The organism is Burkholderia sp. 572 (assembly GCF_040545135.1).
GTDB classification, from domain to species: domain Bacteria; phylum Pseudomonadota; class Gammaproteobacteria; order Burkholderiales; family Burkholderiaceae; genus Burkholderia; species Burkholderia cepacia.
In genome coordinates, this window is sequence record NZ_JBEPLH010000008.1 from 291,497 (window position 1) to 306,548 (window position 15,052).

Genomic DNA, 15,052 nt, shown 5'->3' on the forward strand with positions numbered 1-15,052 from the left:
CCACCACGACGTGACCGAACCCGGTTTGAATGAACTGAATGCCGTGCTGGCGCGTGTGCCGTCGGTCGAGCGCGTGCTGTCGTCGGCGCCGCTGCAACCGCTGCTCGCCGACTACGGCCGCACGCGCGTGCTGAACGCGGTGCGCGCGGAGCTCGAACGCTGGCGTACCGCCGCGCAGCACGATCCGGCGGGGGCCGAACCGCTCGACGAACCGCGCATCGCCGCGGCCGTCGCGCGCGCGCTGGCCGCGCAGAGCGCGGGCGCGGTGCGCACCGTGTTCAACCTGACCGGCACCGTGCTGCACACGAACCTCGGGCGCGCGCTGTTGCCCGACGACGCGGTGCGCGCGGTGGTCGACGCGCTCACGCGCCCCGTCAACCTCGAATTCGACCTCGCCACGGGCCGCCGCGGCGATCGCGACGACCTGATCGACGATCTGCTGTGCGAACTGACGGGCGCGGAAGCCGCGACCGTCGTCAACAACAACGCGGCGGCCGTGCTGCTGGCGCTGTCGGCGCTGGCGACGAAGCGGGAAGTCGTCGTGTCGCGCGGCGAGCTGGTCGAGATCGGCGGCGCATTCCGCATCCCCGACATCATGAGCCGCGCCGGCGCCAGGCTGCGCGAAGTCGGCACGACCAACCGCACCCATCTGCGCGACTACGCGGAGGCGATCGGCCCGCGCACCGCGCTGCTGATGAAGGTGCACTGCAGCAACTACGCGATCAGCGGCTTCACGAAGGAGACGTCGCTCGCCGAACTCGCGCCGCTCGCGCGCGAGCACGGGCTGCCGGTCGCCGTCGATCTCGGCAGCGGCACGCTCGCCGACCTGACGCAATGGGGCCTGCCGCACGAGACGACCGTGCAGGAAACCGTGGCTGCCGGCGCAAACGTTGTCACGTTCAGCGGCGACAAGCTGCTTGGCGGGCCGCAGGCCGGCCTGATCGTCGGCGATCGCGCGCTGATCGCGAAGATCAAGAAACATCCGCTCAAGCGCGCGCTGCGCGTCGGCAAGCTGACGCTCGCGGCGCTCGAACCCGTGCTGCGCCTCTACCAGTCCCCCGAGTTCCTGCGCGACCGGCTCACGACATTGCGCCTGCTGACGCGCCCGCACGGCGAGATCGCCGAGGCCGCCGAACGCGTGCGTCCGGCGCTGCAGGCCGCGCTCGGCGGCGGTTTCGACGTAGCGGTCGAGCCGATGTTCAGCCAGATCGGCAGCGGTGCGCTGCCGGTCGACCAGCTGCCGAGCGCCGGGCTCGTCGTGCGCACGGCGGACGGCAAGCGCGGCGGCCGCGCGCTCGCGCAGCTCGAGAAGCGGCTGCGCGAATGGCCGCGCCCGGTGATCGGCCGCGTGGCCGACAACGCGCTGCGGCTCGACCTGCGCTGCCTCGAAGCGGCCGACGAGGCGGCGTTCATCGCGCAATGCGTACCGCTCGCGGGGCCCGCTGCATGATCGTCGGTACCGCCGGACACATCGACCACGGCAAGACGACGCTGGTGCGCGCGCTGACGGGCGTCGATACCGACCGCCTGAAGGAAGAGAAGGCGCGCGGCATCTCGATCGAACTCGGTTATGCGTATACGCCGCTCGACAACGGCGACGTGCTCGGCCTGATCGACGTGCCGGGCCACGAGAAGCTGATTCACACGATGGCGGCCGGCGCGTGCGGGATCGACTTCGCGCTGCTCGTGATTGCCGCCGACGACGGCGTGATGCCGCAGACGCGCGAGCATCTCGCGATCCTGCAACTGCTCGGCGTCACGCATGGCGCCGTCGCGCTGACGAAGTGCGATCGCGTCGACGCCGCGCGCGTGGCCGAGGTGCGCGACGAGATCGCCGCGTGGCTGAACGATTCGACGCTGGCCGGCGTGCCGATCTTCGAAACGCGGGCGACGGCCGTGGACGATCCGGGTGTCGCCGCATTGAAGCGTCACCTGGCCGACGCGGCGATCGCGTGGCGCGCCCGCCGCGACGACGGGCTGTTCCGGCTCGCGGTCGATCGTGTGTTTACGCTCACGGGGCAGGGCACCGTCGTGACGGGCACCGCGTTCGCGGGCCGCGTCGCGACCGGCGATACGCTCGCGATCGTGCGCACGGGCGGCGCGGCGCGCGTGCGCAGCATCCATGCGCAGAACCGGCCGGTCGAGGCCGGCCGCGCGGGCGAGCGTTGCGCACTGAACCTGGCCGGGGTCGACAAGGCCGATGTCGAGCGCGGCGATACCGTGGCCGATGCGCGGCTCGTCGCGACGTCGCCGCGTCTCGACGTCGAATTGACGCTGCTCGCGGATGCCGGGCTGACGCTCACGCACTGGGCACCGCTGCACGTGCATCTCGGCACGCTGCATCGCGTCGCGCATGTCGCGCTGCTCGACGGCGATACGCTTGCGGCCGGCCAGCGGATGCGCGTGCAACTGGTATTCGACGAGCCGGTGTTTGCGTTGCCGGGCGACCGATTCATCGTCCGCAATCCGCAGGCGACGCGCACGGTCGGCGGCGGCCGCGTGCTCGACCCGTTCGGGCCGGCGCGCAAGCGTCGTACGCCCCAGCGCCGCGCGTGGCTCGATGCGCTGGCCGAATGGCTCGACGCAGGACGTCTCGATGCGCTGCTCGCGCAGGCGCCGCTCGGCATCCCGCGCGCGATGCTCACGCATCTGACGGGTTTTGCGCCGAACGCGCTGGTTTTGCCGGATGACGCGCTGGCAATCGGGCAGCGCGATGCCGCGTCGAATGACGGCGCGGTGATTGCGCATGCGCACTGGCGTGCGCTGCAGACGCGGGCGATCGATACGCTGCGCGCGTATCACGAGCGCATGCCCGACGAGCAGGGGCTCGACGCCGCGCGGCTGCGGCGGATGGCGGCGCCGCTCGCCGGCGATGCGCTGTGGCGTGCGCTCGTCGATGCGCTGGTGACCGGCGGCGAAGTGGCGCGAAGCGGGCCGTGGCTGCACCTGCCGTCGCATTCGGTGAGCCTCGAGCCGCGCGAGGAAGCGCTGGCGCAGCAACTGCTGCCGCTGATTCATGCGGGGCGCTTCGATCCGCCATGGGTGCGCGACCTGGCCCGCGACACGGGGGCGGCCGAGGACGCGGTGCGTACCTTGCTGCGCAAGCTCGCACGGCGCGGCGACGTGCACCAGGTCGTGCGCGACCTGTTCTATCACGCGGACGTCGTGCGCGAACTCGCGGAACTGGTTGCGCATCTCGCGCCGTCGCGCGACGGCGGGCTCGATGCCGCGACGTTCCGCGACGCGACGGGGCTGGGCCGCAAGCGTGCGATCCAGGTTCTCGAGTTCTTCGACCGGGTTGGGTATACTCGCTTCCACCGCGATCTTCACTTCCTGCGGCCTGACAGCGGTTGGGCGGGTATTCAGGCGTAGGCGCTCGTTGTTCTTTGTTTTTTCCCACGACGGAAGGCATTCGTATCCGGTGGTACGGCTGGACTTCAAATCCAGTTGGGGGTGTCAGACACTCCCGGGTAGGTTCGACTCCTGCTGCCTTCCGCCATTCAACGCATCCCCGACTCACCGGAACCTACCGATCGCCCCCCGCCATATCGCTCGACAGCCGGGCCGCGACCGCACGCGCGGCCAGATCGAGCAGGAAACCGAGCACGCCGATCACGAGGATCACGGCCGTCAGCTCCGAATACGCGAGCCGGTCGCGCGTGTCGAGAATCAGGTAGCCGAGCCCCGCGCTCACGCCGAGCATTTCCGCTGGGACCAGCACGATCCACAAGATGCCGATCGCGAGGCGCACGCCGGTGAGCACATGCGCGGCGATGCCCGGCACGTAGACATGCCAGAGCATTTCCGCGCGCGTGGCGGCAAGGCTTTCGCCAAGCTGGACCCAGCGCCGGTCGAGATGCGCGACACCCGATGCGGTGCTCATCACCAGCGGCCACACCGCGGCGAAAGCGAGCAGGAAATACACCGCGCGATCGCCGACGCCGAGCGACATCACCGCAAGCGGCATCCACGAAAGCGGCGAGATCATGCGAAGAAACTGCAGCGTCGGCGACAGCGTCCGTTCGAGCCAGCGCAGACGGCCGATCGCGAATCCCAACGGCACGCCGACCACGAGCGCCCACGCCAGCCCGACGGCGATGCGCCTGAGGCTGGTCGCCGCATGCACGAGTAGCTGATCCTCGGTGACGAGCGACGGCAGCGCTTCGAACGCACGCTGCGGCGCGAACTGCGCGGCCATCGCGTTGTGGCCCGCGAGCAGCGTGACGGCGAGCCACCACAGCGCCAAGGCGGCCGCCAGTCCCGCACCGCCCAGCACGATGCTGCGCCAATGCGCGGACGCGGGCACCGGACGCCGCGCCGCCGCCGACGTTTCCCGAGCGAGCACGCTAGACAACGATCGTCTCCTTGCGTGCATAGCCGCCATCCTGGCCGAACGCCGACAAGCCGCCCAGCGCTTCGATGCTCTTCTTCACGAACCGGTCGTCGACCAGATCGCCGGCGACCCGCTTCGGATCGAGCGACGCGAGGAACTGGCTCGCGCCTTCCACCTGGGTCGTCTTCAGCCGGCGCACGAGTTCTTCCGTATAGCTCGGATACGGATACGGCTGGAAGTCGATGCGTTTCACGCCCCAGTTCGCGTGCTGGATCGCGCGATCGCCGAGATAGCGCCCCTGATCGGCTGCTTGCGGCGCGAGCACGCGTGCGAGCAGTTGCGAAGGATGCGGCGTGTAGCGGTTCGGGCCTTCCTTCGACAGCAGCCTGGCCGCCTCTTGCGGATGGGCGCGCGTCCACAGCTGGGCGTTGACGATCGCATCGACGACCTTCTGCGACCACGCCGCGCGTTGCGTCAGGTCCTGCTCGTGCATGAAGATCACGCAGCACGCGTGGTTGCGCCACACGTCGCCGGTGAAGCGGAGAATCTTGCCGACGTTCAACTGCTCGGCGGCCGCGTTGAACGGCTCGGCGACGATATATCCGGCGATCTTTTTCGACGCCAGCGCGGGCGGCATGTCGGACGGTGCCATCACGACCAGGTTGACTTCCTTCGGCCCCGGCTGCCCCGACTGCTTGAGCACGGGCGCGAGACCCTGCGCGCGCAGCAGGTCCTGCAGCACGACGTTATGCACCGAATACCAGAACGGCACCGCAACCGTCTTGCCGGCGAGGTCCGCCACGGTGTTGATGTCGGGCGCAACCGTCAGCGCAGAGCCGTTCACGTGATTCCATGCGACGACCTTCGCGGGCGCCTTGCTGCCATAGCGCGCCCACACGGTCATCGGCGACAGCAGATGCACGACGTTGACCTGTCCCGACAGAAACGCCTCGACCAGCTGCGCCCAGCTTCGCAGCAGCGTCGGCTTCTCCGCCTGGATGCCGGCCGCGTCGAAGTAGCCGTTGTTGTGTGCGACGAGCAGCGGCGTCGCATCGGTGATCGGCAGGTAGCCGATGCGCACGGGCGCATTCGGATCGGCTGCCGCGCGCGCGTCGGATGCTTTCAGCAGCGGCGCCGCGCCCGCGACGGTAAAGAGCGACGCGAGCTTCAGCCATTCGCGTCGTGACATCGGTACGTTGCACATGAGGGTTCCCCGCGGGTATCGGCCGGATTCAGGCGGCTGCTGAAATCGAGTTCTGCAGCGCCTGGAGAATGGAGATGCGCAGCTCGCCGAGCGAGCGCACTTGCGTGTGCCGCGGCTGCGGCAGTTCGACGGCCCAGCGTCCGACCAGCGTGCCGTGCTTGCCGAGCAGCACGATCCGATCGGCGACGAGCAGCGCTTCGTCGATATCGTGCGTGACGAGAAGCGCAGACGCGCCGGTGTTGCTCACCGCGGCAATCAGGAGCTGCTGCATGTCGGCGCGGGTCACTTCGTCGAGCGCGCCGAACGGTTCGTCGAGCAGCAGCGCGCGCGGCGCCCGCGCCAGGCAGCGCGCCAGCGCCGCGCGCTGTGCCATGCCGCCCGACAACTGCGAAGGCAGCGCGTGCCGTGCATGGTCGAGCCCGACGGCGGCCAATGCGTTCGTCACGCGTTCCTTGCGGTCTGCACGTGTCAGGTGCGGTTGACGCGCGAAGGTCAGCCCGAATCCCACGTTCCGCTCGACCGTGAGCCACGGCAGCAGGCATGGGTCCTGAAACGCGAGGGCGACCTCCGGGCGCGGGCCGTCGACGGGCTCGCCATCGACGCGAATCGTGCCGGATGCGGTTCGCGTCAGGCCGGCGATGGCCCGCAACAGCGACGACTTCCCGCAACCGCTCGGCCCGAGCAGCGCAACGAGTTCGCCGGGCGCAACCGACAGATCGACGCCGTTCAGCACGCTGCGCGATCCGTACCGCAACGTGACGCCGTTCGCGACGATGTGCGCGCCTTGCGTCATGCTGCCGCCGCCCGTCGATGCCGCGCGAGCTGCGATTTCAACTGCACGAGGCTCGGCGTCACGATCGGGATGAACGACGCTTCGCGTACGCGCCGCGCGCTGCCGCTCTGGCCGCGCAGATAGCCGCGCCCTCCGGTCGCTTGCACTTCGAGCGAGACCGCCTGCGAGACGGTCTCGACGAGCGCGATGCGCAGTTCGAACATCGCGGCAGGCGCGTGGAGGAAGGTGCCGTCGAGCACACCTCGCTTCAACTGCGCGGCCTGATCGGCGAGCGTCGTTTCGAGTTCGCGAATTTCCGCGCCGATCGACGCGCGCGACGGCTCGCTGGCATCCAGCGTGGCCAGCAATGCGCGCCGCGCCAGCCCGATCGACATCCCGCATTGCAAGCCGAGAAACGCCGGGCGCACGCGCGCGAGCCAGGCCGGTGCGTCGGCCGCGAGGCGGTACGATTCGTCGAGGACGGTATCGCTCACGCGCAGCGCAGCCGTATTGCTTGCACGCAGGCCGATCAGGTCGAGATCGTCGCTGCGCTCGACGCCCCGCGCGTCGTGCGGAATCGCGAAGACGGACGGCGGCGTGCCGTCGTCGTGATCGAATGCGGCCGCGGCGATGAAACCTTCGCGCCGCAGGTTCGTGATCCACGGCAGGCTGCCGTTCAGCACGAACGCGTTGCCGCTGCGGGCCGCGTGCATCTGCAACGGCTCGATGTCGGACAGATACTTCATCGCGTTCGAAAGACCGGTGGCGCCCGCCACTTCGCCGTCGAGCAGCGGCGTCAGCCAGCGCGCACGGAGCGCGTCGTTGTCGCTCTGCAGTACGTATTCGACGAAGGTGCGATGTCCCCACAGCACGAATGCGGCCGTCAATGAGCGTTGCGCGACGGCGGCCACCGTGTCGATCGCGTCCGCGATCGTGCCGCCCGTGCCGCCCATGACCTCCGGCACACCGACGGCGACGGTGCGCGAGCGCACCAACTGCGGCAGGATGTCCGCCGCACGCGACGGGTCGACGTCGAGCGCGTCGGCATTTGCTTCGAGCCATGCGTCGAACGCATCGGAGCTCGCCGGCGCGGTCATGCTGCGCGCGCCGTCGGCTCCCAGCGATACGCTTCGAGCTGCGGATTCAGTTCGTTGCGCGCCAGGTTGTTCGCGAAGTTGCAAAGCGTCGCGAGGCTCACGCCGAGTACCACTTCAAGCGCGCCGGCATCGCTGTAGCCGGCCGCCTTGAACGCGGCGAGCGCGTCGTCGGACACGGCGCCGCGCGTTGCGATCACGTCGCGCGTGAACGTGGCGACCGCATCGAGGCGCGCGTCGGACAGCGGGCGCTGGGCGCGGACCTCGTCGACGAGCGCGGCGGGCAATTGCGCCTTCTTCAGCGCGACGGCCGTATGGCCGGCCACGCAGAAACCGCAGCCATGAACGGCGGCGGCGGTGATCTGCACGATTTCGCGCTCGGCCAGCGTGAGGCCGCTACGCGAATTGATTTCACCGACGGTCAGGTACGTTTCGAGCGCAACCGGTGCATTGGCGAGTGAGGCTACGAGATTCGGCAGGAAGCCGTTGGCGGCTTGCGACTTCTGGAGAAACGGGCGGCTGGCTTCGGGCGCGCTTTCGACGGTTTGGAGGGGCAGGCGGCTCATGGCATCCTCGATCGGAAAGCCGTCATTGTTGGCGGCGCCGGTCGAGCCGGCAATGCGCGGCCGTCTCTGTTTCATGCGCGTTTGTCTTGCGTCAATGCACGGGTGTCGCGCCGGTGCGCTCCGGGGCGCGGCGGCAGGTGCCGGGCGGCAGGCCGGTGACGCGCTTGAATGCCTGCGCAAAGGCGGATTCCGACTGATAGCCGACATGCTCGGCCGTGCTGAGCGTGGATGCCCCCTGCCGCAGCATCTCGGCCGCGACCTTCATGCGCAGCAGCGCAAGGAACTGCGCAGGCGGCTGTCCGCATGCCTGCGCGAACTGCTTGCAGAAGCGCGCGCGGGACATGTGGCAAAACGCGGCCATCGTGTGCGTGGTCCAGTCGTCGCCGGGTTTCTCGATGATCGCGCCGACGAGCGGCGTAAATTCGGCGCGCCGCATGACCGACCACAGGCCCGGCGCAAAATCGTCGCTGCTCGCGACGGCACGCAGTGCATAGAAGAACAATGCATCCGTCAGACGATTGACGAGCGGCGACGGTGCATCCTGGGCACGCGCCGCTTCGGTGCGGATCAGGTCGAACAGCGTGCGCGCGCCCGCCAGCTTCGCGTCGTCGTGGCGCGCCAGGAGGTGATCGGGCATCAGGCCGGCGATCGCGTCGCCAAGATCGGAACGAAACTCGAAGAAACCGCATGCCAGCGCGACGTCGCCCGGTGACGACGCAGGCTCGGCAAGCGGCGTCATCGTGCCGATCCGTACCGTGTATTCGTCGTCGGACGGCGCAATCGCGTCGGGCGTCAGGCAATGCGTCATGTCGTGCATCAGGAACACCGCGTCGCCGGCGACGAGGCGCGTGCTTTGCGCGGCACGGCCGTTCCGGGCGGGCAGGTGCAACCAGCATGCGCCTTCGAGCACGAGGTGGAAGCTCGCGCGCTGATGGCCGGCCGTCGATGCGCGATAGACGCCGCAATACCGGCCCACGTGAAACAGCGTGCTGCGCAGTTCGAGTCCGGAGAGCAGCCAGTCGGCGGCCTGATCGGCGGAGTTCGGCATGGTGGGCGAAGGCGGGAAAGCCATTGGGAAGTCGACGGCGGATTCCGAGCTTAGCGCCGCGACGTTGCGCGGTAAAACAAGCGATCGTGGAATGCATATGGGCGTGCGGCATATGCGTTCTTCGGTGGCCGGCGTCGCCTCGGCCGAGCCGGATTGCCGATCCATTCCGGCCACTCGCGGATGTGTGCATGCCGACGTCGGCGATACCGGGCACGTTCCCGGGACACCGGGACTGCAATCCGGAGCGGCATCGTTCACAACAGCCCGCCTAGGCGGCCGCGATCGATAAAACTTGATCGGTAGAAGCACTAAAGCTTCAATGATTTTTTTCCGGGCTATAGTGGAATCACTGAAGGTAGACGCGGCGTGCTTTGCCGATACCGTTCAGGTAATGACTGTAGACGGGTGCTGCATGAAAAATAACATCGACAAGACCGCCGGGCCGATCTGGGGCGTGGCTGCAGGATTGCTTCTCGCGGCCGTAGGATTGAGTCTCGGCATATTCCCGACGTCCCTGCACGGTTCGGGTAGCGCAAACGACTTCATGGCGTCCGGTGCCGCGATGCTGGGCATCTTCCTCGTCGTCTATTCCACGCGCGAATTGCGCAGGAAGCGCATGCACTGAGCGGTCGCGCGTCGCGGGTTCACGAACAGCGACGCGAGCCGGCCGCCGGCCGGGGCATGCGCTCGTCCGTCGCGCGCTACGCCTTGCGGATTTCGTGTTGATGGACGAGTTCGACGATTCGCTTCGTCGGAATGCTTGCGCGCAATCCGTCGACGCCGTCGATCGGAAACCACTTGCATTTCTCGATCTCGTTGTTCGCTTGCGGCGTCTGGTCCGGGCCGACTTCCGCGAAGAACACGTGATGGATCTTTGCGAGCCCGGTGAACTGCATCGAATAGACGAGCGTCTGGCCGGTTATGCCGGTTTCTTCGGACAACTCGCGATGCGCGGCTTCGAGCGGCGATTCCCCGCGCTTGATCGTGCCGCCGGGAAGGGCCCAGCGCGACGCCGCGCGGGCGACGAGCAGGACGCGTTCACCGCGGTAGCAGACGACGGTCGCGCGTTCCTTGACGGGGACGGCGGGCGTCTCGGGGGTGTTGTTGGGGGCGGGAGCTCGGGGCATGTCGTGATTCTAACCAGCACAAATCGATCGGCCAAGGCGGCATGACCGGGTTTGACCTTTGATCGCCGCCGACACGGGGTCGATAACCCCGGGGCACGTCGAAAGCGCAGTTCGGCGTGCGCGTCTCGTGGCGTGTGACGTGTGGCTTGTGCCGCGCCGGACGCCCTTGCGATGGCGGGCTGGTGCCGGTTCACGACGTGGTGGCTGTCGTGCGTACGCTGCTGCAATTGTCCGATGCCGCGTTCGTACGGGAACCGGTGATGCCGGCGATAGCGGACGGGCGGTTCCAGGTGTGACGCGACGCCGAGTGGAATCGGGGCAACGGGTGGCGCGAGCGGAATCGGCCGGTTGGCGATACGCCGATCGCGTCGCCCGCAACGAGAGCCGCGGGCGCCGGCCGGCACGACGCGCGGTGCGGCCCGTCAGGCGCACCGCGCATCGTGCGGATCATCCGCTTACTTCTTCTCCGGCAGGAACCAGTTCATCACGAGCGCGCAGATGCCGCCCGTCGCCACGCCCGATTCCAGCACGTTCTTCAGTGCGTGCGGCAGGCTGTTGAGGATGTCCGGCACCTGCGACACGCCGAGGCCGAGCGCGAGCGACACCGCGATGATCAGCAGCGCGCGGCGATCGAGCTGGACGCCCGCGAGGATGTTGATGCCCGATGCGGCCACCGCGCCGAACATCACCATCGCCGCGCCGCCGAGCACGGGTTCCGGCACGGCCTGCAGCACGCCGGCGACGACCGGGAACAGGCCGAGCACCACGAGCATCCCCGCGATCCAGATGCCGACGTGGCGGCTGGCGACGCCGGTGATCTGGATCACGCCGTTGTTCTGCGCGAACACCGAGCTCGGGAACGTGTTGAACACACCGGCCAGCAGCGAGTTCGCGCCGTTGACGAGCACGCCGCCCTTGATCCGCTGCATCCACACCGGGCCCTCGACCGGCTCGTTCGAGATCTTGCTGGTGGCCGTGACGTCGCCGATCGCTTCGAGCGACGTGACGAGGTAGATGATCAGCATCGGCACGAACAGCGACCACGAGAAGCCGATGCCGAAGTGCAGCGGCGTCGGGACCTGGAACAGCGCGGCCTGGTGCATGCCGGTGAAGTCGAGGCGGCCGAGGAACGCGGCCGCGAGATAACCGATGACGAGCGCGATGACCAGCGCGGTGCTGCGCACCCACACGATCGGCACGCGGTTCAGCAGGATGATCGTGCCGAGCACGAGGCCCGAGAGCGTCAGGTTCTCCGCGCTCGCGAAGGTGCCGTTGGCCATCGCGCCGAAGCCGCCGCCCATGCTGATGAGGCCGACCTTGATCAGCGTGAGGCCGATCAGCAGCACGACGATGCCGGTGACGAGCGGCGTGATCAGGCGCTTCACGAACGGCAGGATGCGCGACACGCCCATTTCGACGAACGACCCCGCAATCACGACGCCGAAGATCGCGGCCATCACGGTTTCGACCGGCGTGCCTTGCTTGACCATCAGGCTGCCGCCGGCGATCAGCGGGCCGACGAAGTTGAAGCTCGTGCCCTGGACGATCAGCAGGCCGGCGCCCAGCGGGCCGAAGCGCTTGCACTGGACGAAGGTGGCGATGCCGGAAATCACCAGCGACATCGACACGATGAGGGTCGTATCGCGGCTGGACACGCCGAGCGCCTGGCAGATCAGCAGGCCGGGCGTGACGATCGGCACGATGATCGCCAGCAGGTGCTGCAGCGCTGCGACGAAGGCGACCATCGGCGCCGGCCGGTCGTTCGGGCCGTAGACGAGGTCGCGGGCCGCATCTGCGGCGTCGGCGCCATGGGCGGCGGGTTGGGCGGAGGAGGCGGGTTGCATGGCGAGCGGGCCGGACAAGGTGGAAAGTGCGGCATTTTAGCCGAACGGCCTGCCGCCGCCGCCGGGGGGCGCCGCAATAGCGGGAATTCGGCGGATCGGGAAAACGGTGGCGGATCGGCCCCTGGCCGGTCGTGACCGCGACGCCCGCCGGTCAGCGGGGCTGCCGCGATGCGCGCGCGGCCGGGTTGGCGGTCGCGGCGGTCGTCGCATGGAACCCGGGCAGCCCGGGAATCCGCTGCTCCATGAACTGCAGGAACGTCCGGGTCCTGAGCGGCAGATACCGGCGCGACGCATACACGAGGTGCAGCGCATGCGGCGGCACCATGTCCCACTTCGGCAGCAACCGGACGAGTTGCCCGCTGTCGATCAGGTCCTGAACCAGCCACGCCGGCCCGCTGCCCACCGCGTTCCCGGCGAGAAAGCATTCCCGCAGCGCCATCGAGCTGTTCACGCGATACCGGCCGCGCACCGGAACGGCGACCTGCTCGTCGCCGCGGGCGAATGCCAGTTCGTTGCCGATGTCCGCGCGTGCGTAGCCGACGTACTCGTGCCGCGCCAGGTCTTCCGGCCGGCGGAGCCTCGGTGCCTGCGCGACGTACTTCGGCGTGGCGACCAGCAGGCGGGGCGACGACGCGATGGGGCGCGCCACGGCATCCGGCGGCAGCAGGTGGCCGAGGCGAATGGCGACATCGACGCCTTCTTCGACCAGGTCGATCACACGGTCGGTCAATTGCAGCTCGACCTCGATCTCCGGCCATGCGGCGAGGAATTCGAGCACGAGCGCATTCAGCCTCAGCTCGCCCAGCCCCAGCGGCGCATTGACGACCAGCTTGCCGACCGGCCGCACCGTTTGCCCGCGGACCTCGGCCACCGCGCTCGCGTATTCGTCGATCACGCGCTTGCAGCGATCGTAGAACCGGCGGCCTTCGTCGGTGGGCGCGAGGCTCGTGGTCGAGCGTTCGAGCAGGCGGACGCCCAGTTCCTTTTCGAACGCGGCGACGATCTTGCTGATCGTCGGCTGGCCGGTGCCTTCCTCGCGCGCGACCGCCGAGAAATTGCCGAGCTCGATGGCGCGGACGAACACGCGCATGGATCGCAGCGATTCCATCTTATTCCTTCGGGGAATGAACCTTATTCAAGTCTCCCACGTTCCTGCGCAATGGAGAATGACCTAACGTTCGCGAACCTTCAATCCCTGACGAGGAGTCGACATGAACGAGGCAACGCAATCTTCGGCACTGGACGGTGCGCACGTCGTGGTATTCGGCGGAAGCTCCGGAATCGGCCTCGAGGCCGCGGCCGCCGCGAAGGCGAAAGGCGCAGGCGTCACGTTGGTCGGCCGGACCCGCGCGAAGCTCGAGGCCGCCGCGCAAGCGATCGGCGGCGCGCGCATCGCAGTGGCCGACATCGCGGACCGGCAGGCGGTGCAGGCCGTATTCGACTCGCTCACGCGCGTCGATCACCTGGTCGTCACGGCCGGCCGGTTCATTGCGGGCAAGCTGAACGAGACCGATCCCGATCAGCTGCTCGCCGCGCTGCAGGAACGTATCGCCGGGCCGGTCTACGCGATCCGGGCCGCGTTGCCGCTGATGCCGGCGACCGGCTCGATCGTGCTGACCGGCGGGCAACTGTCGGATCGTCCGGCCGCGCACGGCACGTCCGTCATAGCCGCCGCCGTGCGCGGCGTCGAGGCGCTGGCGCAGTCGCTCGCGCTGGAACTGAAGCCGATTCGCGTGAACGTCGTCGCGCCCGGATTCGTCGAGACACCGCTGTACGATGCGTTCGGCGCGGAAGCGCGCGACACGATTCTCGCGGGTGCGGCGTCGGCTTTGCCCGGCGGCCGGGTCGGGCGCGCCGATGAAGTGGGGGAGGCGATCGCGTTCCTGCTGGGCAACGGCTTCATGAACGGCGAGATCCTGCACATCGACGGCGGCGGCCGGCTGGTCTGAGCCGCGTGTCAGCCTGCGGCGCGCGGGCCGGTGCGCCGCGCCGGCGGGCGCGATGTGTGCGGTGTGCGGGTATCCGGATACGCGCGCTGGCAGACGGCGATGACCGCATCGCGCAGGCGGCGATGCACGGGGTCGCCGTGCATGCGCGGATGCCACAGCGCGGAAACGAGGATCCCGGGCAGGCGCACCGGGATCTCGAAGCTGCGCAGCCCGAGGGCGTCCGTGAGCCCCGGCGAGAATGCGTTCCCGAGGCTCGAGCGCGGCACGAGCGCGATCAGGTCGGTGCTGGCCGCGACACGCATCGCATCCGGGTAGCCCGGTACGACGACGCGCACGGCGTCGCCCTGGCCGGCCCTGTCGGCCGGGTCGTCGGCCGGCCCGCCGAAATCGCCGAGCTGCGACGCGATCACGTGACGGCAGGCCGCATAACGCGCGGGCGTGATCCTGCCCGATGCGAACAGCGGATGCCCGGCGCGTGCCACCGCGACGTGCCAGTCGTGGAACAGCATGCGTGTGTGCAGTTCGGGGGCATCGTCGCCGCGTTTGCCGATTTCCAGATCGACGGCGCCGTCGCGCAGCGCTTGCGGATCGCGGTCGGGCTTCGGGACGAAGCGGACGCGCACCTGCGGCGCGATTTCGCCGAGTGCGGCGACCACCGGGCCGGACAGCATTTCCATGAACGATGCGGCCGCGCGGATGGTGAACGTGGACGCGTGCGTCGCCAGATCCACGTCGGCCGTCGCCGGCCGCAGCACCGCGCGCGCATCGGTTGCGATCGCGTGCACGCGGTCGCGCAACGCGGCTGCGTGCGGCGTCGGCACGAGCTTGCGCCCGGCGCGCACGAGCAGCTGATCGCCGGTGGACACCCGCAGCCGCGTGAGCGTGCGGCTCATCGCGGACGTGCTCAGGCCGAGCCGGCGCGCGGCGCCGGTCACGCTGCCTTCCGACAGCAGCACGTCGAGCGCGGTGACGAGGTTCAGGTCGATGTCTTCCATGGCGACAGGATACGCCACGGCACGATGTGACATGGCGTTCGATGCAACTATGGTTTGAGTCGGGTGCGTCTGGCGCCTGTCTGGACGCGCACCTATAGTGGCTGCATGACGCAACCCGGC

14 protein-coding genes and 1 tRNA gene are annotated in these 15,052 nt (G+C 68.9%); 5 read left to right on the plus strand and 10 right to left on the minus strand.

Translation table 11 applies throughout. From position 1 onward, the window contains the following. Nucleotides 1-10 precede the first annotated feature (10 nt). From selA to ABIC51_RS17695, 3 genes are all read left to right on the plus strand, one after another. Entirely contained in the window at nucleotides 11-1,450 is a 1,440-nt protein-coding gene (gene selA, locus ABIC51_RS17685; protein ID WP_027791168.1) for an L-seryl-tRNA(Sec) selenium transferase, read from the plus strand. Further along, complete coding sequence (gene selB, locus ABIC51_RS17690) at nucleotides 1,447-3,372, plus strand: selenocysteine-specific translation elongation factor (protein ID WP_175898069.1); 1,926 nt, start codon at nucleotides 1,447-1,449, stop codon at nucleotides 3,370-3,372. Before selA ends, selB begins: the two co-directional genes overlap by 4 nt. Before the next feature lie 31 nt (nucleotides 3,373-3,403). Beyond that, nucleotides 3,404-3,499, plus strand: a tRNA-Sec gene (locus ABIC51_RS17695). A gap of 27 nt (nucleotides 3,500-3,526) precedes the next feature. Here ABIC51_RS17695 and ABIC51_RS17700 read toward each other — a convergent pair. From ABIC51_RS17700 to ABIC51_RS17725, 6 genes are all read right to left on the minus strand, one after another. Then, nucleotides 3,527-4,354 carry an ABC transporter permease gene (locus tag ABIC51_RS17700; protein WP_370448762.1) on the minus strand — a complete coding sequence of 276 codons (828 nt, stop codon included), beginning with the start codon at nucleotides 4,352-4,354 and terminating at the stop codon, nucleotides 3,527-3,529. Next, the gene (locus tag ABIC51_RS17705) at nucleotides 4,347-5,537 is read right to left on the minus strand and encodes an ABC transporter substrate-binding protein (protein ID WP_175898068.1); all 1,191 of its coding nucleotides are present in this window, start codon (nucleotides 5,535-5,537) and stop codon (nucleotides 4,347-4,349) included. The genes ABIC51_RS17700 and ABIC51_RS17705 overlap by 8 nt, the downstream gene beginning before the upstream one ends. Nucleotides 5,538-5,565: 28 nt before the next feature. Next, nucleotides 5,566-6,330: an ABC transporter ATP-binding protein gene (locus tag ABIC51_RS17710; RefSeq protein WP_091924734.1), complete on the minus strand. Its 765-nt coding sequence runs from the start codon at nucleotides 6,328-6,330 to the stop codon at nucleotides 5,566-5,568. Next, nucleotides 6,327-7,406 carry an acyl-CoA dehydrogenase family protein gene (locus ABIC51_RS17715; RefSeq protein WP_175898067.1) on the minus strand — a complete coding sequence of 360 codons (1,080 nt, stop codon included), beginning with the start codon at nucleotides 7,404-7,406 and terminating at the stop codon, nucleotides 6,327-6,329. The genes ABIC51_RS17710 and ABIC51_RS17715 overlap by 4 nt, the downstream gene beginning before the upstream one ends. Further along, complete coding sequence (locus ABIC51_RS17720; protein ID WP_060373058.1) at nucleotides 7,403-7,969, minus strand: carboxymuconolactone decarboxylase family protein; 567 nt, start codon at nucleotides 7,967-7,969, stop codon at nucleotides 7,403-7,405. The genes ABIC51_RS17715 and ABIC51_RS17720 overlap by 4 nt, the downstream gene beginning before the upstream one ends. 91 nt (nucleotides 7,970-8,060) lie before the next feature. Further along, entirely contained in the window at nucleotides 8,061-9,041 is a 981-nt protein-coding gene (locus ABIC51_RS17725) for an AraC family transcriptional regulator (RefSeq protein ID WP_226128850.1), read from the minus strand. Nucleotides 9,042-9,429: 388 nt separating this feature from the next. On the opposite strand from ABIC51_RS17725, the gene ABIC51_RS17730 reads away from it, so the two are divergent. Continuing rightward, entirely contained in the window at nucleotides 9,430-9,642 is a 213-nt protein-coding gene (locus ABIC51_RS17730; RefSeq protein ID WP_175898066.1) for a hypothetical protein, read from the plus strand. 76 nt (nucleotides 9,643-9,718) lie between these two features. On the opposite strand, the gene ABIC51_RS17735 is transcribed toward ABIC51_RS17730, so the two are convergent. The 3 genes from ABIC51_RS17735 to ABIC51_RS17745 all read right to left on the minus strand — a co-directional run bounded on the left by ABIC51_RS17735 (nucleotide 9,719) and on the right by ABIC51_RS17745 (nucleotide 13,096). Beyond that, the gene (locus ABIC51_RS17735; protein WP_027791182.1) at nucleotides 9,719-10,144 is read right to left on the minus strand and encodes an NUDIX hydrolase; all 426 of its coding nucleotides are present in this window, start codon (nucleotides 10,142-10,144) and stop codon (nucleotides 9,719-9,721) included. Nucleotides 10,145-10,599: 455 nt separating this feature from the next. Continuing rightward, nucleotides 10,600-11,988, minus strand: coding sequence for a nucleobase:cation symporter-2 family protein (locus ABIC51_RS17740; RefSeq protein ID WP_027791183.1), 1,389 nt, complete (start codon nucleotides 11,986-11,988; stop codon nucleotides 10,600-10,602). Nucleotides 11,989-12,139: 151 nt separating this feature from the next. Then, nucleotides 12,140-13,096, minus strand: a complete 957-nt coding sequence (locus ABIC51_RS17745; RefSeq protein WP_060357599.1) for a LysR family transcriptional regulator — start codon at nucleotides 13,094-13,096, stop codon at nucleotides 12,140-12,142. A gap of 103 nt (nucleotides 13,097-13,199) precedes the next feature. Between ABIC51_RS17745 and ABIC51_RS17750 the strand changes: the two genes are divergently transcribed. Then, complete coding sequence (locus ABIC51_RS17750) at nucleotides 13,200-13,937, plus strand: SDR family oxidoreductase (protein ID WP_060357600.1); 738 nt, start codon at nucleotides 13,200-13,202, stop codon at nucleotides 13,935-13,937. 8 nt (nucleotides 13,938-13,945) lie between these two features. Here the strand turns inward: ABIC51_RS17750 and ABIC51_RS17755 are convergent, their stop codons facing one another. Beyond that, nucleotides 13,946-14,932 (minus strand): LysR family transcriptional regulator, encoded by a 987-nt coding sequence (locus tag ABIC51_RS17755; RefSeq protein ID WP_175861129.1) that lies wholly within the window; start codon nucleotides 14,930-14,932, stop codon nucleotides 13,946-13,948. Nucleotides 14,933-15,052: the final 120 nt, after the last annotated feature.

Coding starts and splice junctions, on each gene's coding strand:
- ABIC51_RS17750 (WP_060357600.1), top strand. CDS start 13,200: ATGAACGAGGCAACGCAATCTTCGGCACTGGACGGTGCGCACGTCGTG.
- ABIC51_RS17745 (WP_060357599.1), bottom strand. CDS start 13,096: ATGGAATCGCTGCGATCCATGCGCGTGTTCGTCCGCGCCATCGAGCTC.
- ABIC51_RS17725 (WP_226128850.1), bottom strand. CDS start 9,041: ATGGCTTTCCCGCCTTCGCCCACCATGCCGAACTCCGCCGATCAGGCC.
- selB (WP_175898069.1), top strand. CDS start 1,447: ATGATCGTCGGTACCGCCGGACACATCGACCACGGCAAGACGACGCTG.
- ABIC51_RS17715 (WP_175898067.1), bottom strand. CDS start 7,406: ATGACCGCGCCGGCGAGCTCCGATGCGTTCGACGCATGGCTCGAAGCA.
- ABIC51_RS17740 (WP_027791183.1), bottom strand. CDS start 11,988: ATGCAACCCGCCTCCTCCGCCCAACCCGCCGCCCATGGCGCCGACGCC.
- ABIC51_RS17755 (WP_175861129.1), bottom strand. CDS start 14,932: ATGGAAGACATCGACCTGAACCTCGTCACCGCGCTCGACGTGCTGCTG.
- ABIC51_RS17710 (WP_091924734.1), bottom strand. CDS start 6,330: ATGACGCAAGGCGCGCACATCGTCGCGAACGGCGTCACGTTGCGGTAC.
- ABIC51_RS17730 (WP_175898066.1), top strand. CDS start 9,430: ATGAAAAATAACATCGACAAGACCGCCGGGCCGATCTGGGGCGTGGCT.
- ABIC51_RS17720 (WP_060373058.1), bottom strand. CDS start 7,969: ATGAGCCGCCTGCCCCTCCAAACCGTCGAAAGCGCGCCCGAAGCCAGC.
- ABIC51_RS17705 (WP_175898068.1), bottom strand. CDS start 5,537: ATGTGCAACGTACCGATGTCACGACGCGAATGGCTGAAGCTCGCGTCG.
- ABIC51_RS17735 (WP_027791182.1), bottom strand. CDS start 10,144: ATGCCCCGAGCTCCCGCCCCCAACAACACCCCCGAGACGCCCGCCGTC.